Below are 26,577 nucleotides of genomic sequence, written 5' to 3'. Positions count from 1 at the left end.
CTTTTCAAACACGGGGTCATAAGCGCGGGGATGGGCGCGCGCCCATCCCGCAACATCAGTGAAGACGTCGGGCGTCAATGATATCAGGCACCTGATTCAGCCGCGACAGCACGCGGCCCAGCACCTGCTGATTGTAGATTTCAATATCCATATCGATGGTCGCCAGCTGTTTTTTGGTGTCGCTGCGGCTGGAGACGCCCAGCACGTTGACCTTCTCGTTGGCGAGAATGGTGGTGATGTCGCGCAGCAGACCGCTGCGATCGTTGGCGGTAACGCGCACTACCAGCGAATAGCCGCTGGAGTAGCTTTCGCCCCACACCGCGTCGACGATGCGTTCCGGCGCGTGAGCGGTCAGCTCGGCCAGCTGGTCGCAGTCGGCGCGGTGGATAGAGATGCCGCGGCCCTGAGTGATAAATCCGACAATATCGTCGCCCGGAATCGGCTGACAGCAGCGCGCGATATGGTGCATCAGGTTGCCGACCCCTTCCACCACCACGCGGCCGCTCTCTTTGCGCGACGGCGGCGAGTAGCTTTTCTGCGTCAGCTGGCGCAGCGCCTCGCGATCTTCCTCCTCCGCGCTCGGCTTGTTGAGCTTCGCCTGCAGGAAATTGACCATCTGATTGAGGCGAATATCACCGCCGCCGATCGCCGCCAGCAGCTCATCGAGCGAGGTAACGTTATAGCGCGGCAGCAGCAGCTTCTCCGCTTCGCGCAGGCTGATATCGAGCTGATTAAGCTCGTTGTCGAGGATCTGACGGCCCGCGGCGATGTTTTTGTCGCGGTCCTGCTTGCGGAACCAGTTATGGATCTTGGCGCGTCCGCGGCTGGTGGTGATATAGCCGAGGTTGGGGTTCAGCCAGTCGCGGCTCGGGTTCGGCTGTTTCTGAGTGATCACTTCAACCTGATCGCCCATCTGCAGCTGATAGGTAAAGGGCACGATGCGGCCGCCGATCTTGGCGCCGATGCAGCGGTGACCGATATCGCTGTGAATGTGATAGGCGAAGTCGAGCGGCGTCGATCCGGCGGGCAGATCCACCACATCGCCTTTGGGGGTAAAGACATAAACGCGATCGTCGAACACCTGACTGCGCACCTCTTCCAGCATCTCGCCGGAGTCGGCCATCTCTTCCTGCCAGGCGATCAGCTTGCGCAGCCAGGCGATACGCCCTTCGTGTCCGGAGGCGCCGCGCGCGCTGCCGGTGCTCGGCCCCTCTTTATATTTCCAGTGCGCGGCGACGCCCAGCTCGGCGTCTTCGTGCATCTGCCGGGTGCGGATCTGAATTTCCACGGTTTTGCCTTTCGGCCCGAGCACCACGGTATGAATCGACTGATAGCCGTTCGGTTTGGGGTTGGCGACATAGTCGTCGAACTCCGCCGGCAGATGACGATAGAGGGTATGCACGATGCCGAGCGCGCCGTAGCAGTCTTGCAGACGTTCGGCGACGATGCGCACCGCACGCACGTCGAAAAGCTCGTCGAACGCCAGCGACTTCTTCTGCATCTTGCGCCAGATGCTGTAGATATGTTTCGGACGACCGTAAACCTCGGCGCGCACGCCCTCTTTCACCATCTCTTTGCGCAGGGAATCGACGAAGTTCTCGATATACTGCTCGCGATCGATACGGCGCTCATGCAGCAGTTTGGCGATGCGTTTGTATTCATCGGGATGCAGGTAGCGGAAGCAGTAATCCTCCAGCTCCCATTTCAGCTGGCCGATGCCGAGCCGGTTGGCGAGCGGCGCATAGATATTGGTGCTCTCTTTGGCTGCCAGCACGCGCTCATCTTCCGGCGCGTCTTTCATCTCGCGCAGGTTCATGATGCGTTCCGCCAGCTTGATCACCACGCAGCGGAAATCTTCCACCATCGCCAGCAGCATGCGGCGCACGTTGTCCACCTGCTCGGACGCCATGGAGTCGTTGTGGATCGCTTTCAGCTGGCGAATGGCGTCCATATCGCGCACGCCGTGCACCAGCGTGACGATGCCGTTGCCGAAGGTTTCGCCCAGCTCCTCTTCGCTCACCACTTCCGCATTCGCCAGCGGGAAGATTAGCGCGGCGCAGGAGCTTTCGATATCCATGCTGAGCATCGACAGGATCTCAACCATCTCGATGCCGCGCCACAGCAGCAGCGACTGATCGGGGTGCCCCTGCGTCTGGGCTTCGCAATAGCGCCAGGTCTCGGCGATACGTTCACATGATTGCGGGTTGGCAATGCCAAGACTGGCGATCCACTGATCGAGAGCGAACTCTCCTGCCGTATTTAAATGCGCACTTCTGACCGCAACCATATCCTCTCCTGCCACAGCAGCATCAATTGCCGCTTATGTTTTGCTGAACAGCACCATGGATTCGAGATGACGGGTATGAGGGAACATATCCAGCATCGCGACCCTTTCCAGATGGTAGCCCGCCGACAGCAATGTCTGGCTGTCGCGAGCAAGCGTTGTGGGATTACACGAAACATAGACCACGCGCTCTGGCGCAAGTTTAACCACATGCGCCATCACGCCCGCGGCCCCGGCGCGCGCCGGATCGAGCAATACCTTGTTAAATCCCTGCGCCGCCCACGGCTGGCGCGCAACATCTTCCTCCAGGTTGTGCTGGAAAAAGCGGACATTTTTAAGATTATTCAGTTGCGCATTATACGCTGCCTGCCGCACTAATGCTGCAACGCCCTCCACACCCACAGCATTTTGTACGAATTTTCCTACAGGGATCGTAAAGTTTCCCATGCCGCAAAAGAGATCGAGAACGCGGTCTTCCGGCCGCAGATCGAGCCAGGCGATCGCCTGCGCCACCATCTGCTGATTGACCGCGTCGTTGACCTGAATAAAGTCTTGCGGACTAAAGGTCAACCGCACCTCGCCCGAATGGTAAAAAGGTTCCTCGCCGCGCACCTGCTCGAGCCGCTCGCCGTTGTCGAGAAACAGCATCAGCCTCTGCTCATGCGAAAAACGTTCCAGTTTTTCGCGATCGTCGGCGTGCAGCGCGTCGAGATGGCGCAATACCATCAGCGGCCCGTTGTCCGCCAGCACCAGCTCGAGGTGCCCCAGCCGGCTGGCCGCCTTCAGCGCGCTGAGGCAGTCGCGCAACGGCAGCAGCAGCGCTTCAAGTTCGGGCGCCAGAATGGGGCAGACGCGAATGGCCACCAGATCGTTGCTCGCCTCCTGGCGAAACCCCATCTGCAGCTCGCGGGTTTTCGGCTGCCACTGCAGGCCGAGGCGCGCGCGACGACGGTAGCCCCAGGCGGGCCCGGCAAGGATCTCGTCCACCGCGACGGCGCGCTGCGCCGCCTGGCCCAGCATGCGCGACAGCGCCGCCGCTTTGCTGCGCTGCTGCAGCGGCTCGGCGGCGTGCTGCTGCTGACAGCCGCCGCAGCGGGTAAAGTGCGGGCAGCGCGGCGTCACGCGCTCCGGGCTGAGGCTGAGCAGCCGCGTCGCTTTGCCGCGCGCATACTGACGTTTCTCCTCCACCAGCGTCACCTCCGCCTGCTCGCCGGGCAGCGCGCCGCTGATAAACAGGGTCTTGCCCTGATGCCGCGCCACGCCCTGGCCAAAGGGATCGAGCTCGTCCACGGTGACGGTGATGCGTTGCTTAGTCGTCACGCGCTGTTTTGCGGAGTAAAATTGCGCCATAGTGTTCTACATTCTCAATAAAATTCAGCGTGCGCGCGTTGTCGCGCACAGGGATAACAGGCTAAGCCAGCGACTATTATGACGAAATACAGCCTGCGGGCGCGAATGATGATTTTAATCCTGGCGCCGACGTTAATGATCGGGCTGCTGCTCAGCTCGTTTTTCGTGGTGCATCGCTACAACGAACTGCAGCGGCAGGTAGTGGACGCGGGCGCCAGCATCATCGAGCCGCTGGCGATCTCCAGCGAATACAGTATGAGCTGGCACGACCGCGACGCGCTGCGCGCGCTGGTCAGCCTGCTGCACCGCCGTCACTCCGATATTGTCCGCGCCATTTCCGTGTTCGACAACAATAACCGTCTCTACGTCACCTCGAATAACAATCAGAACCTGAGCCTGTTGCAGAAAGAGGATATCCACGCGCTGCCGGACGACGTCTCGATGGAGCGCCACGGCACGCTGCTGATCCTGCGCACGCCGATAACCTCTGAGCACTATGCGGTAGACGAACAGCCGAGCGAAGAGGCGAAACCGGCGGGCAATCCGCTCGGCTACGTGGCGATCGAGCTCGATCTCCAGTCGGTGCGTTTGCAGCAGTATAAAGAAGTGTTTGTCGCCACCCTGATGCTGCTGTTTTGTCTCTGCCTCGCCATGCTGTTCGCCTATCGCCTGATGCGCGACGTTACCGGTCCGATTCGCAATATGGTTACCACCGTCGACCGCATTCGTCGCGGTCAGCTCGACAGCCGCGTCGAGGGTTATATGCTGGGGGAGCTCAGCATTCTGAAAAACGGCATCAACGCCATGGCGATGTCGCTCACCGCCTACCATGAAGAGATGCAGCACAATATCGATCAGGCGACCTGGGATCTGCGGGAAACGCTGGAGCAGCTGGAAATTCAGAACGTCGAGCTGGACCTGGCGAAAAAGCGCGCCCAGGAAGCGGCGCGCATCAAGTCGGAGTTTCTCGCCAATATGTCTCACGAGCTGCGCACCCCGCTCAACGGCGTGATCGGCTTTACCCGTCAGATGCTGAAAACCGCCCTTGGCACCACCCAGCGCGACTACATGCACACCATTGAGCGCTCAGCCAATAATTTACTCAGCATTATCAATGACGTGCTCGACTTCTCCAAGCTGGAGGCGGGCAAGCTGGTGCTGGAGTCGATCCCTTTCCCGCTGCGCGCCACCCTGGATGAAACCATCGTGCTGCTGGCGCCGTCGGCGCACGAAAAAGGGCTGGAGCTGACGGTGCTGTGCGACAGCAGCGTGCCGGATAACGTTATCGGCGATCCGCTGCGCCTGCAGCAGATTCTGATCAATCTGCTGGGTAACGCCATTAAGTTTACCGAGCGCGGCACTATCGATCTGCGCGTCGAACAGCGCGCCGTCAGCGCCACGCGCGTCGAGCTGGAGATTCAGGTGCACGACTCCGGCATCGGCATTTCCGAGCAGCAGCAAACCCAGCTGTTTCAGGCGTTTCGCCAGGCGGACGCCAGTATTTCCCGCCGCCACGGCGGCACCGGGCTGGGGCTGGTGATCACCCAGAAGCTGGTCAGCGAGATGGGCGGCGAGATCGCCTTCCACAGCCGCGTCAACGAAGGCTCGACCTTCTGGGTGCGGATACAGCTCGATCTCAATCCCAACGCGCCGACGCTGCCGCGCGCGCTCGACGCCCTGTCGCGCTCGCGCATGGCCTATGTCGAAGCGCATGCCGCCTCGGCCGACGCGGCGCTGAAGATGCTGCGCGTTACGCCGCTGCAGGTCGAGCACAGCGAAACGCTGTCGGGCCTGCGTGAGCCGCACTATCCGCTGCTGCTGGTCGGGCTGCCGATCGACATCACGCAGCAGGAGCTGCTGGACGACGCCTTTATCGACGCCCTGCTCAACCGCGCCGACTGCGTGCTGCTGGCACTGCCGAGCGCCATGATGCTGCTGGCGGATCGGCTCAAGGTGCGCGGCATTCACGGCTGCATCACCAAACCGGTCTCCACCACGCGTCTGCTGCCGCTGCTGGCCGATCTGCATACCCGCCAGCGCAGCGAACTGCCCAACGGCGCGCGTCTGCCGCTGCGGGTCATGGCGGTGGACGATAATCCCGCCAACCTCAAGCTGATCGGCGCGCTGCTGGAGGAGCAGGTGCAGCATATTCTGTTATGCAACAACGCCGAGCAGGCGATCGCCGCAGCACGCGCGCAGCCGCTGGATATCATCCTGATGGATATCCAGATGCCGGAGATCGACGGCATTCGCGCCAGCGAAATTATTCGCAGCCTGCCGCTGCACGCCAGTACGCCGATTGTGGCGGTCACCGCGCACGCCATCGACGGCGAGCGCGAACATCTGATTAAAGCCGGGATGAACGACTATCTGGCGAAGCCGATCGACGAAACCCGGCTCAGCCAGCTGCTGGCGCGCTACAGTCCGGCGCTGCCTGCTGTGCTGCCGCCGGTGCCTGCCGTTTCGCCGTCGCTCGACTGGGAGCTGGCGCTGCGCCAGGCGGCGAACAAGCCCGATCTGGCGCGTGATATGCTGACAATGCTGCTCGACTTTCTACCTGAGGTGCATGAAAAACTCGACGCCTTTATGGCGGCGAAAGATGTGCAGGGACTGCGCGAGATCATTCATAAGCTGCACGGCAGCGCCAGCTACAGCGGCGTGCCGCGCATGAAGCAACTCTGTCGTCAGCTGGAGAAGAACCTGCGCCAGATCGGCGATATCGACGACCTGGAGCCAGAGCTGCTGGAGCTGCAGGACGAAATGGAAAACGTGGCGCGCGAGGCGCGGAGGTTGTTGGGTGAAAGCTAAAGAGAACAAAAAAGAGCGCGGCGGCCGGCAACGCAGAGAGCCTTCTGTCGCCGCATCGCCACAGCCGTGGCGACAGGTTAACGCGGCGGCGCTGGCCGAACTCAACCGAATAACGCAAGCGCACGGTTTACTCTCGGACCAGCACCTGCAGTTTTAACGCGCGGCGGCTTTCGGCCGCCACAGCCACAGCGCCGCAATCGCCAGCGCAAACAGCGCGCCGAAGCCGACGCCGGTCGCGACCGCAGGCGCGCCCGCTTTCACCGCCAGCGTATAGAGCCCCAGCATCACCAGCATGGCGATATTCTCGCCGAAGTTCTGCACCGCGATCGCATTGCCCGCGCCGACGCTCGCCTTGCCGCGCGCCTGCAGCACCGCGTTAAGCGGCACCACGAAAAAGCCGCCCAGCGCGCCGATCACCATCAGCAGCAGGTATGCGTTCACCAGCGAATGCTGCAGCGAGAAGATCGCCACCATTACGCCGATCAGCACGCCGGCGGGCATGCAGCGGCGCACCGTCTCCAGCGTCACCAGCTTCGCCGCAGCGCCGGCCCCGACCACGATGCCGATCGCCACCATGGCGTTGAGCGTCGTCGGCGTGGCGTTGTCGCTGATGCCGAGCGCCACCGGCACCCAGAGCACCAGCAGGAAGCGCAGCGTCACGCCCGCGCCCCAGAACAGGCTGGTGCCGAGAATGGAAAAGCGCGTCTCCGCGTTATGCCACAGCGTTGAACAGGCATGGAAAAAGCGGCGCAGCATCGCGCCAAGGTGCCAGCTCTGTCCCGGCCGCGCCGCGGCAAGCGCAGGAATAAACAGGTTTGCCGCCACCGCCACCGCGTACGTGGCCGCGCAGAGCGCCAGCGCCGCCGGCAGGCTCCAGTCGGCGAGCGCGCCGCCCGATACCGATCCGAGCAGGATCGCGGCGATGGTAGAACTCTCCATCATGCCGTTGGCCTTCACCAGCTTCTCGCCGGAGGTCAGCTCGGTAAGAATGCCGTACTTGGCAGGCGAATAAGCGGCCGCGCCGATGCCCACCAGCGTATAACCCACGAAAGGATTAAAGCCGAAGCAGATCAGCAGCGCCCCCAGCAGCTTCAGGCTGTTGGCGAACATCATGACGCGGCCTTTGGCGAAGCTGTCCGCCATCTGACCGACAAAGGGTGCCAGCAGAATATAGGCGGCGACGAACAACATCTGCATCACCGGCTGGCTCCAGTCGGGATAGAGCTGACTTTTCAGCAGCGCCAGCGTGGCGAAAAGCAGCGCATTATCGCCAAAGGCGGAGAAGAACTGCGCGCCCATCACCGCCAGCATGCCGCGCGACCTCAGCGACATCGCCTGCGTGTTTAGCCTGCTCATGCCTGCTCCTCATCCGCCAGTTTTTTCAGGCTGACATAGTCCGGTTTGCCGCTGCCCAGCATCGGCAGCTGTTTCATCACGCGAATGTCGCGCGGCACGGCGAGCTCCGGCGCGCCCAGTTCGCGCGCCGCCTTTTGCAGCCCGTCGCGCTTCAGCCCGGCGTCGGTGGTAAAGAGCACCAGCGCTTCGCCGCGGTTGCCGTCGGCGCGCAGCGACGCCGCGTGCTGTTTCTCCGGCGACGCCTTCAGGGCGATCTGCTCGACGCTCTCCAGCGATACCATCTCGCCGGCGATCTTGGCGAAGCGTTTGGCGCGCCCCTGAATCTGACAGAAACCGCCTTCGTCAAAGGAGACGATGTCGCCGGTATCGTACCAGCCCGCCTCCATCTGCCCTTCGCCGTTGTCGGCAGCGGGCGCTTCCAGCACGCCGGGATTCTCGACGCGCAGATAGCCGTTCATGATATTCGGCCCGCGCAGCTGCAGCCGTCCGCCCTGCTCGATGCCCTCTACCGACATCAGCCGCGAATCCATGCCCGGCAGGATGCGGCCGACGGTGTGCGTTTTTGCCGCCATCGGCACGTTGATCGCCACCACCGGCGCGCATTCGGTTACGCCGTAGCCTTCCAGAATGCGGATACCGTACTTCTCCATATAGATCTGGCGCGTCGCTTCCTGCAGCTTCTCCGCGCCCGCCACCACGTAGCGCAGGCGGGCGAAATCGTAAGGCGCGGCAAAGCGCGCGTAGTTGCCGAGAAAGGTCGAGGTGCCGAACAGCACGGTGCAGTTGCGGTCGTAGACCAGCTCCGGCACGATGCGATAGTGCAGCGGGCTGGGGTAGAGAAACACCTGCGCGCCGGTCATCAGCGGCGTGAACAGGCCCACCGTCAGGCCGAAGGCGTGGAACAGCGGCAGCGCCGACATAAATTTATCGCGCGGGGTGAAATCCGCCACGGTGCGGATCTGCTCCACGTTCGCCAGCAAGCTTTTATGCGAATGCACCACCCCTTTGGGGTTGCCTTCCGAGCCGGAGGTGAAGAGCACTATCGCCGCCTCTTCCGGCTGGCGCGCCACCTGCGCACGACGCGGCAGCAGCAGATGCGCGAGGATCCAGAGCTTGTCCTGCGTCGTCACGGTGTCGCGCAGATCCTCCAGATAGATCCACTCGACCTCGGTCAGCCCCTGCGGCAGATGCCAGAGGTTGCCCTTCTCCAGAAACTGGCGCGAGGTGAAGAGAGTTTTCACCTGCGACGCGGTGAGCGCCGCGCGCATGCCGTTGACGCCGGCGGTGTAGTTGAGCATCGCCGGCACGCGCCCGCGCATCGACGCACCGAGGATCGCCGCCGCGGTCACCGTCGCATTCGGCAGCAGCAGGCCGACGATCTCGCCCGGCTGGCTGTAGCGCTCAAGAATGCGTCCGACGCCGAGCGCCTTTTTCAGCAGGCCGGTATAGCTGTCGGGCTGCATATTGACGTCTTCGATACAGGGCTTGAAGGCGCCGTAGCGGGTGCGGGCGTTGAGGAAAGCGTCATAGAGCGTTTCGCGCGGGCGCACCGCCATGCGCGCTTCCATCATAATATGGTGCAGGTGCTCGCCGGCGAGCTGGCGTCGGTCGCGCGCGCGCTTCGCCTCCGGCATCGGAATGCGCGTGGCGGGCAGGATGGTCAGGGTGATACGCGGAAAAAGGCGGCGTTTAAAGACGCCCGCCAGGCGGCCGAAAGGGGTGTACTCCGCGCCTTCGATGCGCATCGGCACCACGTTGGCCTGCGATTTGGCGGCGACGAACCCCGCGCCGCTGTAGATTTTCATCAGCGAGCCGGTCACGGTAATGCGCCCTTCCGGGAAAATCACCACCGGACGGCCGCTGTCGATCAGCCGCACCAGCTGCTTGATCGACATCGGCCGGGTTGGATCGAGCGGAACGAAATCGATCAGCGGCTTCACCAGCCGCATATACCACCGATCGCTGACGGCGGAGTAAACCGCGAAAACCGGTCTGATCGGCAGGAACAGCGCCAGCAGCACGCCGTCGAGAAAAGAGATATGATTCGGCGCGATCAGCACTTTTCCCTGATGCAGCGCGGCGGCGTCGCCGCGCAGTTCCACCCGCCACAGCAGGCGGCAGACCAGACGTAAAAATGTAAACAACATGCCAGCTCCATAGCATCGCTAAAAAGGTTCCTAACGATGCAGGATCTGACGTCGTTCGACAAGCGTAAAGGCGCGATTTAGGGCGCGCTCTGCCAGCCGCCGCCGAGCGCGGCGATCAGCGCCACGCTGGCAACCCACTGCGTGCTTTGCAGCGTCAGCAGGCTCTGCTGCGCGCTCAGGCTGCTGGTTTCGGTAGTGGCGACGTCGAGATAGTCGATCATACCCGCCTCATACTGGTTGCGCGTGACGCGTGCCGACTCGCGCGCGGCATCGGTGGCGCGCTGCTGCGCCGCGAGCTCGCTGGTCAGGGTGTTCAGCTCCACCAGATCGTCCTCGACCTCCTGCATCGCCGTCAGCACCGCCAGGCGATAGCTGGCGACGCTGGCGTCCCAGGCGGCGCGCGCCTGATCCACCTTCGCCGAGGTAGCGCCGAAGTCGAGCAGCGTGCCGCTCAGATCGGGGCCGAGCGACCAGACGCGATAGGGCAGCGAGAAAAGATTATGCAGCGCCGAGGCGCTGGTGCCGCCGCTGGCGCTCAGCGTCAGATCGGGATAGTAGCCGGCAATCGCCACGCCGACGGCGGCGTTGGCGGCGGCGACGTTGCGTTCGGCGTAAGCGATATCGGGACGGCGCTGCAGCAGCTGCGACGGCAGCGCCTGCGGTAGCGGCGGCAGCGTCGCGGTCAGCTGCGCCGCCGGCAGGCTGAAGTCGGCCGGCGCTTTGCCGATCAGCAGCGCGATAGCGTGCTCCATCTGGGCCCGCTGCCACTGCTGGTCGAGCGCCGAGGCGCGCGCGCTCTCCAGCTGCATCTGCGCCTGCGCCAGGGTGGCGCGCGACTCACTGCCCGCCTGGTATTTATTCTCAATGACTTTCAGGTAGCGATCGTAGGCCGCCACGCTTTGCTGATAGCGCGCGATCTTCTCATCCATAATACGCAGCTGGAAATAGTCCTGCGCCAGCTCCGACTGGGCGCTGAGCGTCACGTTCGCCAGCTCGGCGGCGCTCGCCTGGGCGCTGGCGGCATTCTCTTCGCGGGTGCGGCGCAGCTTGCCCCACAGATCCACCTCCCAGCTGGCGCTTAGCTGCGCCGAGTTGCTGTTGGTGACGCTGCGCGCGCCGCTGTTGGTGGAACGGGTGCCGCTGCGCGTTCCACTGGCGTCATAGCCGAGCGTGGGAAAGAGCGCGGCGCGCGACTGAGCGGCCAGCGCCTGCGCTTCGCGGTACTGCGCGGCGTAGCTGGCGACGTTCTGGTTAGAGATGCTCACCTGCCGCAGCAGGCCGCTCAGGGTATCGTCGTGATAGACCGTCCACCATTCGCCTTTGCTTTGATCGTCCTGCGGCGTGGCGCGCTGCCAGCCTTTGGCTTCTTTATAGTGCAGCGGCACGCTGGCGCTGGGGCGTTGATAGTCGGGGCCGACGGCGCAGCCGCCGAGCAGCAGCAGTAAAGCGAGAGAAAGCGTTTTCATCAATCAGGATTCCGCATGGCGCAAACGGCGCCACTGACGTTGGGTGGCGCGACTCAGACGGTCGAACCAGAGATAGACCACCGGCGTGGTAAACAGGGTCAGCAGCTGGCTCAGCGCCAGGCCGCCGGCAATGGCGATGCCGAGCGGGCTGCGCAGATCGGCATCGCCGCCACTGCCGAGCGCCAGCGGCAGCGCGCCGAAAAACGCCGCCAGCGTGGTCATCATGATGGGGCGAAAGCGCATCAGGCACGCCTGCACAATCGCCTGCTGCGGCGTCAGGCCGAGACGGCGCTCGGCGTCGAGCGCAAAGTCGATCATCATAATGGCGTTCTTCTTGACGATGCCGATCAGCAGGATGATGCCGATCAGCGCAATCACCGTGAGCTGGGTGTTGGTGAGCAGCAGCAGCAGCAGCGCGCCGACGCCCGCCGACGGCAGCGTCGAGAGAATGGTCAGCGGATGCACGTAGCTCTCGTAGAGCACGCCCAGCACGATATAGACCGCCGCCAGCGCCGCCAGGATCAGCCAGGGCATGGTGGCCGTCAGCTGGCCGAAGGCGGCGGCGGTGCCGGCGAAACCGGCCTGGATGCTGGAGGGCAGACCGAGCTTCGCCATCGCTTGCTTGATCAGCGCCTGCGCCTGCTCCAGCGAGACGCCGTCGTTGAGGTTAAAGGCGACGGTGCTGGTGGCCGACTGTCCCTGATGCGCCACCGACAGCGGCGCGTTGCCGCTGGTCAGCGTAGCGAAGGCGGAGAGCGGCACCCGATCGCCGCTGTCGTTAACCACATAGAGCTGCTGCAAAATCGCCGGATCGCGCGTGTAGCTGCTGTTAAGCGACATCACAACGTGATACTGATTCAGCGTGTGATAGAGCGTGGCGACCTGGCGCTGGCTGAAGGCGTTGTTGAGCATGGTGTCGAGCATCTGCACGTTGACGCCGAGGCGCGTGGCGCGGTCGCGATCGATATTAATCACCACCTCTTGGCCGCCGGTTTGCGAGTCGGAGTCGACGCTGTTGAGCTGCGGGATCGCCGCCAGCGCCGCCTGCACCTTCGGCGTCCAGCTGCGCAGCAGATCGAGGTCGTCCGCCTGCAGGCTGTACTGATAGCTGGCGTTGGCGCTGCGTCCGCCGATATGCAGATCCTGCGCCGCCATCAGAAACATCTGCGCGCCGGCGATATGGCTGGTTTTCATGCTCAGTCGGTTGGCCACTTCGGTAGCGGTGACGTCGCGCTGGTCGAGATCCTTCAGCCGCACAAAGAAATTGGCGCTGTTGCGCGAGCCGAACATGCCGCTGCCCATCGAGGACATGACGCTCTCTACCGCCGGATCGGCCTGAATGATTTTGGTGAACATCAGCATTTTCGGCTTCATCGCCTGAAACGAAATATTCTGATCGGCGCGCAGCGCGCCCATCAGCAGGCCGGTATCCTGATTGGGAAAGAAGCCCTTCTGCACCACGCTATAAAGAAACAGATTGAGCAGCACGGTCAGCAGCAGGCTGAACATCGTCAACTTCTGATGGCGCATCACCCAGTTCAGCCCGCGCGCATAGGCGGCCAGCAGCGCGTTGAGATGGTTCTCGATAAACTGATAGACCGGGTGCGGCCTTTTCGTGACGCGCGGCTTGCGCTTCAGCAGCCGCGAGCAGAGCATCGGCGTCAGGCTGAGCGAGACGAACATCGAGATCAGCAGCGACACCGTGAGGGTAACGGCGAATTCGCGGAACAGGCGGCCCACGATGCTGCCCATCAGCAGAATAGGGATAAAGACGGCGATCAGCGACACCGTCATCGACAGCACGGTAAAGCTCACCTCGCGCGCGCCGCGCACCGCCGCGCGCACCGGCCCTAAGCCCTCTTCGATATGGCGCGTAATGTTCTCCAGCACCACGATGGCGTCATCCACCACAAAGCCGGTGGAGATGATCAGCGCCATCAGCGACAGGTTGTCGAGGCTGTAGCCCAGCAGATACATCACCGCGCAGGTGCCAATTAGCGACACCGGCAGCGCCAGCGCCGGGATCACCACCGCCTGCAGGTTGCGCAGGAAGATAAACACCACGGCGATCACCAGCAGCACCGCGATCAGCAGCGTCTCTTCGGTGTCGTAGAGCGAGGCGCGCACCCCGGGCGAACGATCGATGACCACGTTGAGCTGCGTATCGGCGGGCAGATCTTTCTCCAGCGCCGGCAGCTGCGCCTTAATCGCGTCGATAGTGTCAAGCATATTGGCGCCCGCCTGGCGCTTAATGCCGATCATCACCGACGGCGCGGCGTTAAGGAAGCCGGCCTGATACTGATCCTCCACCGAGTCGTAGACGGTGGCGACGTCGTGCAGCCGCACCGCCTTGCCGTCCTGATAAGCGATGATAAGATCGCGGTACTGCGCCGCCTTGTCGAGCTGGCCGTTGCTGTCCACCACCCACGACTGGCTACTGCCCTGCAGCATCCCTTTCGGCAAATTGGTGGTGCTGTTGGCGACGGCGCTGCGCACCGTATCGAGCGCGATGCCGTAGTGCGTCAGCTTCTGCGGCTGCAGGTCGATACGCACCGCAGGCAGCGCGCTGCCCATCAGCGAGACTTCGCCTACCCCCTTCACCTGCCCCATCGCCTGCTCGATCTTGCTCTCGGCCAGATCGTAGAGTTCGCCGGGGGTGCGCGTCTCCGAGGTGAGCGCCAGCATCACGATCGGCGCGTCGGAGGGGTTAGCCTTGCGGTAGGTCGGCAGCGACGCCATGCTGCTCGGCAACAGGCTGCGCGAGGCGTTGATCGCCGCCTGCACGTCGCGGGCCGCGCCGTTGATATCGCGGTCCAGCTCAAACTGCAAAATAATGCTGGCGGATCCCTGCGAGCTGCTGGAGGTCATTTCGGTGATGCCGGCGATCTGCCCGAGCGCGCGCTCCAGCGGCGTCGCCACCGTCGCCGCCATGGTTTCCGGACTGGCGCCGGCGAGGCTGGCGCTCACCATAATGGTAGGGAAATCGACCTGCGGCAGCGGCGCGACCGGCAGCAGCCGGTAGCCAAGCGCGCCGAGCAGCAGGATCGCCAGCGTCAGCAGCAGCGTGGCGACCGGCCGGAAGATAAACAGCCGCGTCAGGTTCATGACGCGCCTCGCGACCGCTGCTGGCGGCGTGTCACCCAGGCGTTGCCGCGCTGCGCGACGGCGTCAAACCAGAGATAGATCACCGGCGTGGAGAAGAGCGTTAATACCTGGCTGACGATCAGCCCGCCGACGATCACCAGCCCCAGCGGCTGGCGCAGTTCCGCGCCGGAGCCCGACGCCAGCATCAGCGGCAGCGCGCCGAGCAGCGCCGCCATGGTGGTCATCAGAATCGGTCGGAAGCGCAGCAGGCAGGCCTGATGGATCGCCTCGCGCGGGCTGAGGTGCTGCTTGTTCTCCGCCTCCAGCGCAAAGTCGATCATCATAATGGCGTTCTTTTTCACGATGCCGATCAGCAGGATCACGCCGATTAGCGCAATCAGGCTGAACTCGCTGCCCGCCAGCAGCAGCGTCAGCAGCGCGCCGACCGCCGCCGAGGGCAGCGTGGAGAGAATGGTCACCGGATGGATAAAGCTCTCGTAGAGAATGCCCAGCACCACGTACATGGTGAGCAGCGCGGCGAGGATCAGCCACAGGGTATTGCCGGTCGCGCTCTGGAAGGCGGCGGTTTCGCCCTGGTAGCGCAGCGTAATGCTCGACGGCATTGCCAGCTGCTGCTGCACCTTGGCGATCGCCTTCTGTCCATCCTCCAGCGAGTAGCCGCTATTCAGGTTAAAGGAGATCGTCACCGCCGGGAACTGATTCAGCCGCATATGCATCAGCGAACCGGCACGTTGGTGGATGGTGGCGACAGCGGTCAGCTTTACCATGCCCGCGGTCGTGCTGGTGGCGGACGTCGAACTGGTCGTCGAGGTCGAGCTGGCGCTGGTCGAGGTTGAGGTCGAGCTGCCCGACGTCGCGCTGCTGCTGCTGGTCGCGGGCTGCAGATAGATATCCTCAAACGAGGCGGGCGACTGCTGATACTGCGGCGCCACCTCCAGCACCACGCGATACTGGTTCGACTGGGTGAAGATGGTCGAGACCAGACGCTGGCCGAAGGCGTTATAGAGCGCGGTATCGACGTCCGAGGCGGTAATGCCGTAGCGCGCCGCTTTATCGCGGTTCAGCTCGACCCAGGCTACGCGCCCCTGATCCTGCAGGTTGCTGACCACGCCGTTGAATTCCGGCCGCTTCTGCAGCGCCGCCACCAGCTGCGGCGACCAGCTGACCAGATTTTCGCTGTCGGCATCGTCGAGGGTGAACTGATACTGGCTCGGCGTCACCTGATCGTTAACCGTCAGATCCTGCGCCGGCTGCATATAGAGCTGAATGCCCGCCACCTGGGTCGCCGCCTGCTGCAGCTGTTTAATCACCACGTCGGCCTTGTCGTCGCGCTGGTCGAACGGCTTCAGGTTAATCTGCAGACGTCCACTGTTGAGGCTGGTGTTGCTGCCGTCGATGCCGATGGTGGAAGAGACGCTCTCCACCGCCGGGTTGGCCAGCACCACCTTCGCCAGCGCCTGCTGACGCTTCGCCATCTCGCTAAAAGAGACATCCTGCGACGCCAGCGTGATACCCTGGATCAGCCCGGTGTCCTGGGTCGGGAAGAAGCCTTTCGGCACCGCCATATAGAGCAGCGCGGTGAGCGCGAAGGTGGCCAGCGCCACCAGCAGCGTCAGCTTCTGGTGATTGAGCACCCCCGTCAGCAGCCGGTCATAGCCGCGGATTAGCTTGTCGAACAGCTCGCCGCCCTTGCGCGCAAAGCGCGACTGCCGCTCCGGTGGGATATGGCGCAGCAGATAAGCGCACAGCATCGGCGTTAAGGTCAGCGACACCAGCATCGACACCAGAATCGACACCGCCAGGGTAATGGCGAATTCGCGAAACAGCCGCCCAACGACATCGCCCATAAACAGCAGCGGGATCAGCACCGCAATCAGCGAGAAGGTCAACGAGATAATGGTAAAGCCGATCTGCTGCGAGCCCTTCAGCGCCGCCTGCATCGGCGTTTCGCCCTCCTCCAGCCGCCGCGAGATATTCTCCACCACCACGATGGCGTCGTCGATCACGAAGCCGGTGGCGATGGTCAGCGCCATCAGCGACAGGTTATTGAGGCTGAAGCCCGCCAGATACATCACGCCGAAGGTGCCCACCAGCGACAGCGGCACCGCCACGCTGGGGATGAGCGTCGCCGCCACGTTGCGCAGGAACAGAAAGGTGACCATTACCACCAGCGCAATGGAGAGCAACAGCTCGAACTGCACGTCGCTGATGGAGGCGCGGATGGTCTGGGTGCGATCGGAAAGTATCGTTATCTTTACCCCGTCCGGCAGCGCGGCCTGCAGGGTCGGCAGCGCCGCCTTGATGTTGTCCACCACCTGAATCACGTTGGCGCCCGGCTGGCGCTGCACGCTGATGACAATCGCCGGGCTGTTGTTGGCCCAGGCGGACTGGAAGCTGTTCTCCGGCCCCTGCTCGATATGGGCGATATCCTTCAGGCGCAGCGCCGCGCCGTTCTGATAGGTGAGGATCAGGTTGCCGTACTCCTCGGCGGTGCGCAGCTGGTCGTTGGCGTCGATGGTCACCGAGTGATATTTGCCGTCGAAGCCGCCCTTGGAGCCGTTGACGTTGCTGTTGCCGATCAGCGTGTTGACATCTTCCAGCGTCAGATGATGAGCGGCGAGCGCCGTCGGGTTCATCTGCACGCGAATCGCTGGCTGATGGCCGCCCGCCAGCGTCACCATGCCGACGCCGGAGATCTGCGACAGCTTCAGCGCCACGCGGGTATTCACCAGATCCTGCACCTGGGTCAGCGGCAGGGTGTCTGAACTGGCCGCCAGGGTGATCACCGCGCTGTCCGCCGGGTTGACCTTTTTATAGGTCGGCGGGTTGGGCAGATCGGTCGGCAGCAGGTTGTTAGCGGCGTTGATCGCCGCCTGCACTTCCTGCTCCGCTACGTCGAGCGAGAGATCGAGGCCGAACTTCAGGGTAATAATGGAGGAGCCGCTGGAGCTGGTGGAGGTCATCTGGCTCAGCCCCGCCATCTGCCCCAGCTGGCGCTCCAGCGGCGAGGTCACCGACGACGCCATCACGTCAGGGCTGGCGCCGGGATAGAGGGTGGTGACCTGGATAGTGGGATAGTCCACCTGCGGCAGCGCCGAGGTCGACAGGAATTTATAGGCAAAAATGCCGGCGACCAGCACGCCCACCATCAGCAGGATGGTGGCGACCGGGCGTTGGATAAACAGGCGTGACGGGTTCATTTTGCCTCGGCGGTTACGGTCGGTTGCGTCTCATCCGCCAGCTGCACTTTGCTGCCGTTGGTCAGGCGATCGATCCCTTCGGTAACCAGCCGATCGCCGGGCTCGACGCCTTTGAGGATCGCCTGCCTGTCGTCGCCGAACGCCGGACCGGCGGAGACTGCCTTGCGCGTCACGCTGTTGTCTTTATTGATCACAAAGACGAAGCTGCCGTCGCTGCTCAGCTGCAGCGCCTGCGACGGGATCACCGTCGCCCCTTTCAGGATGCTGGTCTGCAAACGCAGATTGACGAACTGGTTGGCGTAGAGCGCCTCGTCCTCGTTGGCGAAAGTCGCCTTCAGCGCCACGGTGCCGGTGCTGGTGTCGATCTGGTTGCTGATGAACTTCACTTCGCCCTGCGCCAGCGCGCGGCTGTTGTCCTGGTCGAACGCGGTGACCGGCAGCGTCTGGCCGCTGTGCAGCGCCTTGATCAGCTCGGGGATATTGCTCTGCGGCACGCTAAAGGTCGCGGCGGCGGGCTGCATCTGGGTAATGGTCACCAGCCCGGTGGTGCTGGAACTCTGCACCATATTGCCCGGATCCACCAGCCGCAGCCCGACGCGGCCGCTGACCGGCGCGGTAATGCGCGCATACTCAATGCTCAGCTTCGCGCTAGCGATCTGCGCCTGGTCGGCGGCCACCGCGCCGCGATACTGCCCGACGGTGGCGGTCTGGGTGTCGAGATCCTGACGCGCCAGCGAATCCTGCGCGTAGAGTTTGCGGTAGCGCGCCAGCGTCAGCTCGGCGCTTTTCAGCAGCGCCTGGTTTTCGCTCAGCTCCGCCTGGTACTGATTCAGCGTCGCCTGAAAGCCGCGCGGATCGATCTGCGCCAGCAGCTGGCCCGCCTCGACCTTCTGCCCTTCGGTGAAGTAGACCTTCTCCAGCTGGCCGTCGACGCGGCTGGTGACGGTAACGCTGGCGTTAGGGATCACCGTGCCGAGCGCGTTGAGGTAAACCGGCACGTCGGCGGTGGTCGCCACGCCGCTGTGCACCAGCGTCGCGCCGCCGCCCATCATCGCCATGCCCGTTGGCCCACCGCGTCCGCCGTGACGACCGCCGGGCGGCATCGCGCCCTCTCCTTTGCCGGCCGGCAGCATCCGCCAGACAACGCCGGCAATAATCACCATCAGGATGAACAGCAGCAGCCATTTAAGCCAGCGGGAACGGAAGGTGCGGGACGCATTAGTCATGGTTAACAGTCTTGCCAGAAGTAGAAAGAAAAAATCCCCTCCTTTTCAGGGGATTATTGCGTTTATCAATCATCACGCCGCGTATTATCCGCGAAGCCCCGTCTGTTTTTCCATCGGCAAACCGTAAGGGTTGCGTTAAGAATGGTCAGACTTTCCAGCCGACGCTCAGCGCGTCATGCAGCGTCATTTGCTGACGTGAGTGAGTAAAACGTAAGTGGTTAATAACAGGCAAAAAAAAACCCACGCATCCGCGTGGGTTGGTGCAATAAACAGGGTGGATTATCCTTGCGGATGCCGCTGCCTGGAGCAGCGCGTTTTCGCACCTATCAATACCTCTGGGACTGCTATCCTCGCACTCTGCGGCGGGACAAAACAGCGCGAAAACGCAACGGAATTCGGGGAAATGAAACCAGGTATGAATAAGTTCCATACCCGGTTACATACTGATTTTACTAAGATTTATCTGAAGGCTTATTATAGATAGCGTCCGGCGCGATATTCATATGCTTCAGCACCGGCCCCATAATATTGCCGAAGATCGGCGCGGCAACCGAGCCGCCGAAGTGATCGCCGGCGGTAGGATGGTTGATCATCACCACCAGCGCCACCTCTGGATGGCTGGCGGGCGCCACGCCGGCGGTGTAGTTGATATAGCCGCCGTCATATTTGCCGCTGTCGCCCATCTTCTCCGCTGTACCGGTTTTGGTCGCCAGCCGGTAGCCCGGCACCGCCGCTTTGATACCGGTGCCGCCAGGCAGCACGTCGCTCTCCAGCATATGCACCACCTCCTTCACCGTTTCCGGATTCGCCACCTGCTTGCCGAGCACCGGCGGCGTCACGCGGGTAATCGACAGCGGACGGTAAACGCCGAACGCGCCCAGCGTGGCATATTCACGTGCAATCTGCAGCGGCGTCACGCGCAGGCCATAGCCGAAGGAGAAGGTGGCGCGCTCGATATCGGCCCAGCGCTGACGGTGCGCCGGGAAGTAGCCGACGCTCTCGCCGGTCAGTCCCAGACCCGTCGGTTTGCCCAGGCCGAACGCCTGGTAGGTGTTGACCAGCGCCTCGGCGGGCATCGCCAGCGCGATATGGGAGACGCCGATGTCGCTCGATTTTTGCAAAATACCGGTCATGGTCAGGCGCGGCCAGTGGCCGACGTCGCGGATCAGGTGGCCGTTTACCCGATAGGGCGTGGTGTCGATCACTGAATCGGGGCGCACCAGATGGCGCTCCAGCCCTTCCATCACCACCAGCGGTTTCACCGTCGAACCCGGCTCGTAGCTGTCGTTGATCGCCGCGTTGCGCATCTGCGCCGGAGTGGCGCCGTCATAGTTGTTCGGGTTAAACGACGGATAAGAGGCCATGCCGAGAATTTCACCGGTATCGATCTTCACCAGCACCGCCGCGCCCGAATCCGCCTTGTTGAGCAGCACGCCGTCGCGCAGCTTGCTGTAGAGCGTGTACTGATCGAACTTGTCGATGCTGAGCTGCACCGTTGGCGGCTGCGTCGGCGGCGTATAGCTCAGCATGGAGATAATGTGGCCCGCGGCGTCCTGGCGATAAACCTCTTTGCCCGGCACGCCCTGCAGAATCTTGTCGTAGCCTTTTTCCAGCCCGTTCAGACCGCTATTGTCTGCGCCAACGATGCCGATCAGCGGCGCCGCCGCTTCGCTCATCGGGTAAAAGCGGCTATCGTCATAGACTTCGCTGATGCCTTTCAAATGCAGCTCGGCGATATCTTTGGCGATGCCAAGCTCGATCTTCCGCCCCAGATAGAGAAAGCGGCGTTTCGGATTGGCGGTGATCTGCGCGGCGATCTGCTCGGGCCGCATATTCAGCGCCGACGCCAGGTAGGCCCACTTGGCGCTAAGGAAGTCGGGATTCGCCTCCAGCACGCGCATGGGATCGGCGATAACGTCGCGCGACGGCACCGAGAGCGCCAGCGCTTCGCCGTTGCGATCCAGCAGGGTGCCGCGGTTGGTCGGCAGCGTAACGGTGCGCAGCGAGCGCTGATCCGCCTCATGCTCCAGCATCGGCTGATTCAGAAACTGCAGATCGGCGATGCGCGCCATCAGTATCACCATGCAGGTCAGCACGCCAAGGCAAATCAGGCGAAAACGAAACGGGTTAAACGGGGCTTTGATCTGGTCTTTTCCCAGTAGTTTTTTTATCCGGGGCATAGCAATCCGCTGCAAAGAAAAGTAAAAAAATATCCACGCGAGCAGTTATAAAGAAAGCGCTACGCCGTTAACAGGAAAACTGTGTATCAGTTCGTAATCGGCGCGCCAGGCAAAAAAAAACCTGCGCATCTGCGCAGGTCGGTGTAATCAAGAAAATCTATTGATGTTCACCCATCAATACCTCTGGGACCCTGACTGTAACAAGGCCGCGAGACGGGCTGCCATCACTCAAACGCAACAGTGTCCGGCAAAATGTAACCAGCCATGTGTTTGTTAAGCGATTTTGCAAACCGCATGTTTTTTGATGTCCACCAGGCAGCTCATGGCGTTGGGGCCCTGCGTCAGCGACGAGGTGCCGATATCCAGCGTCAGAACGTTGGGGTTGCCCGCACGGTCAAACGGCTGCCACTCCGCGCCGAAGCCAGGATCGAACCAGGCGCCGGTGGCAACGATAACCACGCCCGGCGTCAACCCGTCGGTCAGACACACGCCCGCCAGCATCGCGCCGCGCGCGTTACGCACCTCAACAACCTCGCCGTCGGCAATGTCGCGCGCCGCTGCGTCCTGCGGATGCAGATAGAGCGTTTCATGGCCGGCGGTTTTGTTGCCCTGCACCGTCGGCGTGGCGTCAAACTGGCTGTGCAGCCGATCTGACGGCTGGATAGAGATCATATGCAGCGGGAACTGCTCGCTCAGCGCCGCCCCCAGCCACTCCTGAGGTTCGCGCCACTCCGGATGACCGGCGAAATCGGCCAGATCATAGTCGGCGATGGTCTGACTAAAGAGTTCGATCTTGCCGCTGGCGGTTTTGATCGGGTGACGCACAGGATCGGCGCGGAAATCCTCCATAAAGATGTAGGGCTTGCCGCCTTCCGGGATCTCAACGAAGCCGCGCGACCAGAACTCGGCGAACTCCGGAAAGTCGATGCCTTTGCGCGCATGCGCCGTCGCGCACTGCTGATAAAGGTGTTCGATCCACTGACGTTCGTCGCGCCCTTCGGTGAACTGCTGGCGATAGCCGAGGCGTTCGGCCAGATCGGCGAAAATATCGAAGTCGTTGCGCGCCTGATGCTGCGGCTTAATCGCCTGATGCATCGCCAGCACAAAACGGTCGCGCGAGGAGCCGCCGATATCGTTGCGCTCCAGCGTGGTGGTGGCGGGCAGGACGATATCCGCCATCTGCGCCGCCGGCGTCCAGACGATATCCTGTACCACCACGGTGTCCGGCTTCTGCCAGCCTTCGACCAGCCGGTTAAGCTGCTGATGATGGTGGAAAGGATTACCACCCGCCCAGTGCACCAGATGAATGTCGGGATAGGTCAGCGTCTCGCCCTGGAACGCGTAAGGCTGGCCGGGATTGAGCAGCATATCGCTAATGCGCGCCACCGGAATCGACAAGCCGGAAGGATTGGGGCCGGTCGCCATCAGCGGCGCCGGGCCGTCCTGACGCGGGTTGCCGACGCTGTTCATCGAACCGTGGCCGAACGAGAAGCCCGCGCCCGGCAGGCCGGGCTGGCCGAGCATCGACGAAAGCGCGATCATCATCCAGTAAGGCTGTTCGCCGCGATGGGCGCGCTGCACCGAGTAGGAGCAGGTAATAAAGCTGCGCTTGCCAATCAGCTGTTCGGCCAAGCGTACGATGCGCTCCGGCGGGATGCCGGTGATGCGGCTCGCCCAGCCGGCGGTTTTGGCGACGCCGTCGCTTTCGCCCAGCAGGTAGGCGCGCAGCTGCGGCCAGCCGGTGCAGTGGCTGGCGAGAAACGCCTCGTCCACCGCGTTGCGCTGGGCGATCTCGTAGCCGAGCGCCAGCATCAGCGCCACGTCGGTATTAGGGCGAATCGGGATCCAGTCGGCGTTAACGAAATCAGGGCAGTCGTCGCGCATCGGGCTGATATTAATCACCGGCGTGCCTTTGGCCGCCAGCTGCTCCAGCGCCGGCTTCAGACTGTGCTGGCCTGCGCCGCCCGACGCCACCTGGGCGTTTTTCAGCGCCAGCCCGCCGAAGGCGACGAAGATCTCCGCATGCTCCACCACCTGCGGCCAGTCGGTGACGCGACCGGTCAGCGGCATATAGGTGCCGATCACATAGGGCAAGAAGAACTGCGCCGCGCCCCAGCTGTAGTTGCCCTGCTGATCGACGCCGCCACCGCCCTGAAAATAGAAGCGGCGCACCAGGGTGCGCGCATGGTTGACGCGGCCCGCAGACGACCAGCCGTAAGACCCGTTGAAAATGCCGGAGGCGCCGTAACGTTCGCGGACGCGGCGGTTTTCGTCCGCCACCAGATCCAGCGCGGTCTCCCAGTCGACGGCGACGAAATCTTCACGGCCGCGCAGCGTGCGGTCGCTGTTTTCGCGCGATTTCAGCCAGGAGCGGCGCACCATCGGCTGCCGAATACGTTTATCGGAATAGACCAGCTCGGGAATGGTGTTCAGCATCGGCGACGGATCGGCGTCGGCGAAGAACGGCTCGCAGCCGATCAGACGATCGTTTTCAGTCACGGCGCTGAACGCGCCCCAGTGCGCCAGATGTGGCACTCGCTTTTTCATGGTTTCTTTTACGGCAGGTAAGGGAAAAATGCAGGATACCACGCGACCCCGCGCCGGGTTAAGCCTGGAGTTTTCCCCCTTTTTGCGACGGCGCAGACATTCTGTTGGCTTGATACAGGCCGCCTTTTCCGTAACACTGCTGCCATGTGTAAACGTTTTCCCTAAAACAGGTCGAGGCATGGCTACGATTAAGGATGTTGCCAGACTGGCGGGTGTTTCCGTCGCGACGGTGTCCCGTGTGATTAATAATTCGCCTAAAGCCAGCGAAAGCTCGCGTCAGGCCGTCAGCCAGGCGATGGAGGAGCTGCAGTATCATCCTAACGCCAACGCGCGCGCCCTGGCGCAGCAGTCGACCGAAACCTTAGGCCTGGTGGTCGGCGACGTATCGGATCCTTTTTTCGGCGCAATGGTTAAGGCGGTTGATGAGATCGCCGGACAGACCGGCAACTTTTTGCTGATTGGTAACGGTTACCACAATGAGCAAAAAGAGCGGCAGGCGATTGAGCAGCTGATGCGCCACCGCTGCGCCGCGCTGGTGGTGCATGCGAAGAAAATCCCCGACGCCGAACTGGAGCTGCTGATGAAGCAGATGCCGGGCATGGTGCTGCTGAACCGGCTGCTGAAAGGGTTTGAACAGCGCTGTATCGCGCTTGACGATCGCTACGGCGCCTGGCTGGCGACGCGCCATCTTATTCAGCAGGGACATCAGAATATCGCCTTTATCTGCTCGACCCACCCGATTTCCGACTCCGAAGATCGCCTGCAGGGTTACTACGATGCGCTGAAAGAGCACGGCCTGCCCGCCAACGATCGGCTGGTGACCTTTGGCGAACCGGATGAAGTGGGCGGCGAGCAGGCGATGACCGAGCTGCTGGGACGCGGCCGCAGCTTTACCGCCGTGGCCTGCTATAACGATTCGATGGCCGCTGGCGCGCTGGCGGTGCTGAGCGATAACGGCGTGCGCGTGCCGGAAGAGATGTCGCTGATCGGCTTCGATGACGTGCTGGTGTCACGCTATGTGCGCCCGCGCCTGACCACGGTGCGCTATCCTATCGTCACCATGGCGCAGCAGGCGGCGGAGCTGGCGTTAGCCCTGGCCCATGCGCAGCCGCTGCCGGAGGTGACCAATATGTTTAGCCCGACGCTGGTACGGCGCCATTCGGTGAGCGGGCCAGGTTAAAGCTCGCGCCGATAGAGCCTGACCTTTTTATCGGGATAGTCCAGCGCCTCGCCCGCCGGCGTCCAGCCGCAGCGTTCGTAATAGCCGCCGAAGATCGACCAGAGCCACAGGCTGCGGTGGCCGCGCTGCCGCGCATAGTCAATCACATGCTGCTGCAGCGCCGCGCTCAGGCCGGTGCCGCGCGCGCTTTCATCGACGTAGAGCGCGGCGAGCCAGGGAAAGAGATCCTGGCGGCTAATCAGATCGCAACGCCAGAAGCCCACCGTGCCCACTGCCCTGCCCGCGTCGTCGATCGCGACGAAAGTGACGGGAAACGCCGCCCCATGCAGCGAGCTCTCCACCACGCTGGCCATAAAGTCGCGCCCGTTCTCCGCGTCAAAGGCGCGCCACAGCCAGTCGGTCACCTGTTCGGCGAACTGCGGCGCGTCGCGCAAAGAGAGGATGTTCATCGCGCGTGCCTTAGCCCAGCTCAAGCGCCAGCAGTTCCTGAATGGTTTGCGCCCGGCGGATTTCACGCGGTTCGCCCTGCTCGAACAGCACTTCCGGGATCAGCGGACGGCTGTTGTAGTTAGAGGACATTGAGGCGCCGTAAGCGCCGGTATCGTGAAATACCAGATAGTCGCCCACCTGCGCCGCCGGCAGCGCGCGCGTTTCTACCTTGCCGCCTTCCTGCTGGGTAAAGACGTCACCCGACTCGCACAGCGGCCCGGCAACCACGGTATCGATGCTCTTTTGCTCGTCGATAGCGCGACCGTCGCCCGGCAGCAGCGAAATATGGTGATAGCTGCCGTACATCGACGGACGCATCAGATCGCTGAAGCCCGCATCCACCAGCACAAAGTGGCGGCTGCCCATCGCTTTCACCGCACGCACCTGCGACACCAGCACGCCCGCTTCAGCAACCAGGAAACGGCCCGGCTCAATCTCCAGCTTGACTGCGTGGCCGAGGTGAGCGGCGATACGCTGACGCGCCGCGTCCCACAAACCGAAATAGTGCGCGGTGTCGATCGCCTCTTCGCCGAAGCGGTAAGGAATAGAGAGCCCGCCGCCCGCCGAAATCGCCTCAAGGTCGTGGCCGAGCGCGATCACCTGCTCCACCATCGCGTCGCACACCTGCTGCAGGTGGCCGTAATCGACGCCGGAGCCGATATGCATATGCAGTCCAGTCAGGCGCAGCCCGTAGGTTTTAATCGCCGCCAGTGCCTGCGGCAGTTCACTGTGCCAGATGCCGTGCTTGCTGTTTTCGCCGCCGGTATTGGTTTTCTGGCTGTGGCCGTGGCCGAAACCGGGGTTGATGCGCAGCCATACCGCGTGGCCCGGTGAAACCTGGCCCAGCTGGTGCAGCATATCCACCGAGCCGGCGTTCACCGGCACCTTGAGTTCGGCAATGCGCGCCAGCGTCGGCCGGTCGAATACGTCGGCGGTAAACACGATATCCTCGCCGCCCGGCTGAAAGCCCGCCGCCAGCGCGCGTTCGATTTCGCCAAGCGACACGGAGTCGACTTTGACGCCCGCCGCGCGCATCAGACGCAAAATATGAATGTTTGAGCAGGCTTTCTGCGCAAAGCGCACCACGTCGAAGGCGCGCAGCTGTTCGATACGCTGCTGAATAATCTGGGCGTCATAGGCCCAGAACGGGCCATTATACTGCTGCGCCAGCGGCAGCAGCTGCGCGGCGTTAAGCGCGGTGGTGTGGTCGGTTAAGGCGCGTGGCATAAGCATTCTCCT

General features: G+C 62.8%; 15 protein-coding genes. 3 read left to right on the top strand and 12 right to left on the bottom strand.

Annotated elements, in window-relative coordinates; all coding sequences use genetic code 11:
* Positions 1-55: 55 nt before the first annotated feature.
* Both relA and rlmD read right to left on the bottom strand, forming a co-directional pair.
* On the bottom strand, positions 56-2,287 hold the full coding sequence (relA, locus tag PVE98_RS03700) for a GTP diphosphokinase (protein WP_033752126.1): 2,232 nt from the start codon (positions 2,285-2,287) through the stop codon (positions 56-58).
* 33 nt (positions 2,288-2,320) lie between these two features.
* Entirely contained in the window at positions 2,321-3,634 is a 1,314-nt protein-coding gene (rlmD, locus tag PVE98_RS03695) for a 23S rRNA (uracil(1939)-C(5))-methyltransferase RlmD (RefSeq protein ID WP_033752128.1), read from the bottom strand.
* Positions 3,635-3,712: 78 nt separating this feature from the next.
* On the opposite strand from rlmD, the gene barA reads away from it, so the two are divergent.
* Both barA and PVE98_RS03685 read left to right on the top strand, forming a co-directional pair.
* Positions 3,713-6,442 (top strand): two-component sensor histidine kinase BarA, encoded by a 2,730-nt coding sequence (gene barA / locus PVE98_RS03690; protein WP_033752129.1) that lies wholly within the window; start codon positions 3,713-3,715, stop codon positions 6,440-6,442.
* Positions 6,432-6,599 carry a type II toxin-antitoxin system CcdA family antitoxin gene (locus tag PVE98_RS03685; protein WP_127908393.1) on the top strand — a complete coding sequence of 56 codons (168 nt, stop codon included), beginning with the start codon at positions 6,432-6,434 and terminating at the stop codon, positions 6,597-6,599. The genes barA and PVE98_RS03685 overlap by 11 nt, the downstream gene beginning before the upstream one ends.
* On the opposite strand, the gene lplT is transcribed toward PVE98_RS03685, so the two are convergent.
* The 8 genes from lplT to PVE98_RS03645 form a co-directional block, all read right to left on the bottom strand.
* Complete coding sequence (gene lplT, locus PVE98_RS03680; RefSeq protein ID WP_096073736.1) at positions 6,596-7,798, bottom strand: lysophospholipid transporter LplT; 1,203 nt, start codon at positions 7,796-7,798, stop codon at positions 6,596-6,598. The genes PVE98_RS03685 and lplT overlap by 4 nt on opposite strands.
* On the bottom strand, positions 7,795-9,945 hold the full coding sequence (aas, locus tag PVE98_RS03675) for a bifunctional acyl-ACP--phospholipid O-acyltransferase/long-chain-fatty-acid--ACP ligase (RefSeq protein ID WP_333621359.1): 2,151 nt from the start codon (positions 9,943-9,945) through the stop codon (positions 7,795-7,797). Before aas ends, lplT begins: the two co-directional genes overlap by 4 nt.
* 77 nt (positions 9,946-10,022) lie before the next feature.
* A complete protein-coding gene (locus PVE98_RS03670; RefSeq protein ID WP_096073738.1) occupies positions 10,023-11,411 on the bottom strand; it encodes an efflux transporter outer membrane subunit in 1,389 nt (462 codons plus the stop codon).
* Between the two features lie 3 nt (positions 11,412-11,414).
* The gene (locus PVE98_RS03665) at positions 11,415-14,516 is read right to left on the bottom strand and encodes an efflux RND transporter permease subunit (protein WP_096073739.1); all 3,102 of its coding nucleotides are present in this window, start codon (positions 14,514-14,516) and stop codon (positions 11,415-11,417) included.
* Entirely contained in the window at positions 14,513-17,716 is a 3,204-nt protein-coding gene (locus PVE98_RS03660; RefSeq protein ID WP_333620478.1) for an efflux RND transporter permease subunit, read from the bottom strand. Before PVE98_RS03660 ends, PVE98_RS03665 begins: the two co-directional genes overlap by 4 nt.
* Positions 17,713-18,942, bottom strand: coding sequence for an MdtA/MuxA family multidrug efflux RND transporter periplasmic adaptor subunit (locus PVE98_RS03655; protein ID WP_096073741.1), 1,230 nt, complete (start codon positions 18,940-18,942; stop codon positions 17,713-17,715). The genes PVE98_RS03660 and PVE98_RS03655 overlap by 4 nt, the downstream gene beginning before the upstream one ends.
* 452 nt (positions 18,943-19,394) lie before the next feature.
* On the bottom strand, positions 19,395-21,122 hold the full coding sequence (locus tag PVE98_RS03650; protein ID WP_033752143.1) for a penicillin-binding transpeptidase domain-containing protein: 1,728 nt from the start codon (positions 21,120-21,122) through the stop codon (positions 19,395-19,397).
* Positions 21,123-21,395: 273 nt separating this feature from the next.
* The gene (locus PVE98_RS03645; protein ID WP_096073742.1) at positions 21,396-23,669 is read right to left on the bottom strand and encodes a molybdopterin guanine dinucleotide-containing S/N-oxide reductase; all 2,274 of its coding nucleotides are present in this window, start codon (positions 23,667-23,669) and stop codon (positions 21,396-21,398) included.
* A gap of 178 nt (positions 23,670-23,847) precedes the next feature.
* Here PVE98_RS03645 and galR point away from each other — a divergent pair, with 178 nt between their 5' ends.
* On the top strand, positions 23,848-24,849 hold the full coding sequence (galR, locus tag PVE98_RS03640) for an HTH-type transcriptional regulator GalR (RefSeq protein WP_033752146.1): 1,002 nt from the start codon (positions 23,848-23,850) through the stop codon (positions 24,847-24,849).
* On the opposite strand, the gene PVE98_RS03635 is transcribed toward galR, so the two are convergent.
* Positions 24,846-25,298: a GNAT family N-acetyltransferase gene (locus PVE98_RS03635; RefSeq protein ID WP_096073743.1), complete on the bottom strand. Its 453-nt coding sequence runs from the start codon at positions 25,296-25,298 to the stop codon at positions 24,846-24,848. The two genes, galR and PVE98_RS03635, sit on opposite strands and share 4 nt — an antisense overlap.
* 10 nt (positions 25,299-25,308) lie before the next feature.
* Positions 25,309-26,565: a diaminopimelate decarboxylase gene (gene lysA, locus PVE98_RS03630; protein ID WP_096073744.1), complete on the bottom strand. Its 1,257-nt coding sequence runs from the start codon at positions 26,563-26,565 to the stop codon at positions 25,309-25,311.
* Positions 26,566-26,577 lie beyond the last annotated feature (12 nt).

It is taken from the genome of Pantoea sp. GABEPS69, assembly GCF_045780835.1.
GTDB classification, from domain to species: domain Bacteria; phylum Pseudomonadota; class Gammaproteobacteria; order Enterobacterales; family Enterobacteriaceae; genus Pantoea; species Pantoea septica.
The sequence above is the reverse complement of the archived record's forward strand: the minus strand, read 5'-3'. Positions and strand labels throughout refer to the sequence as shown.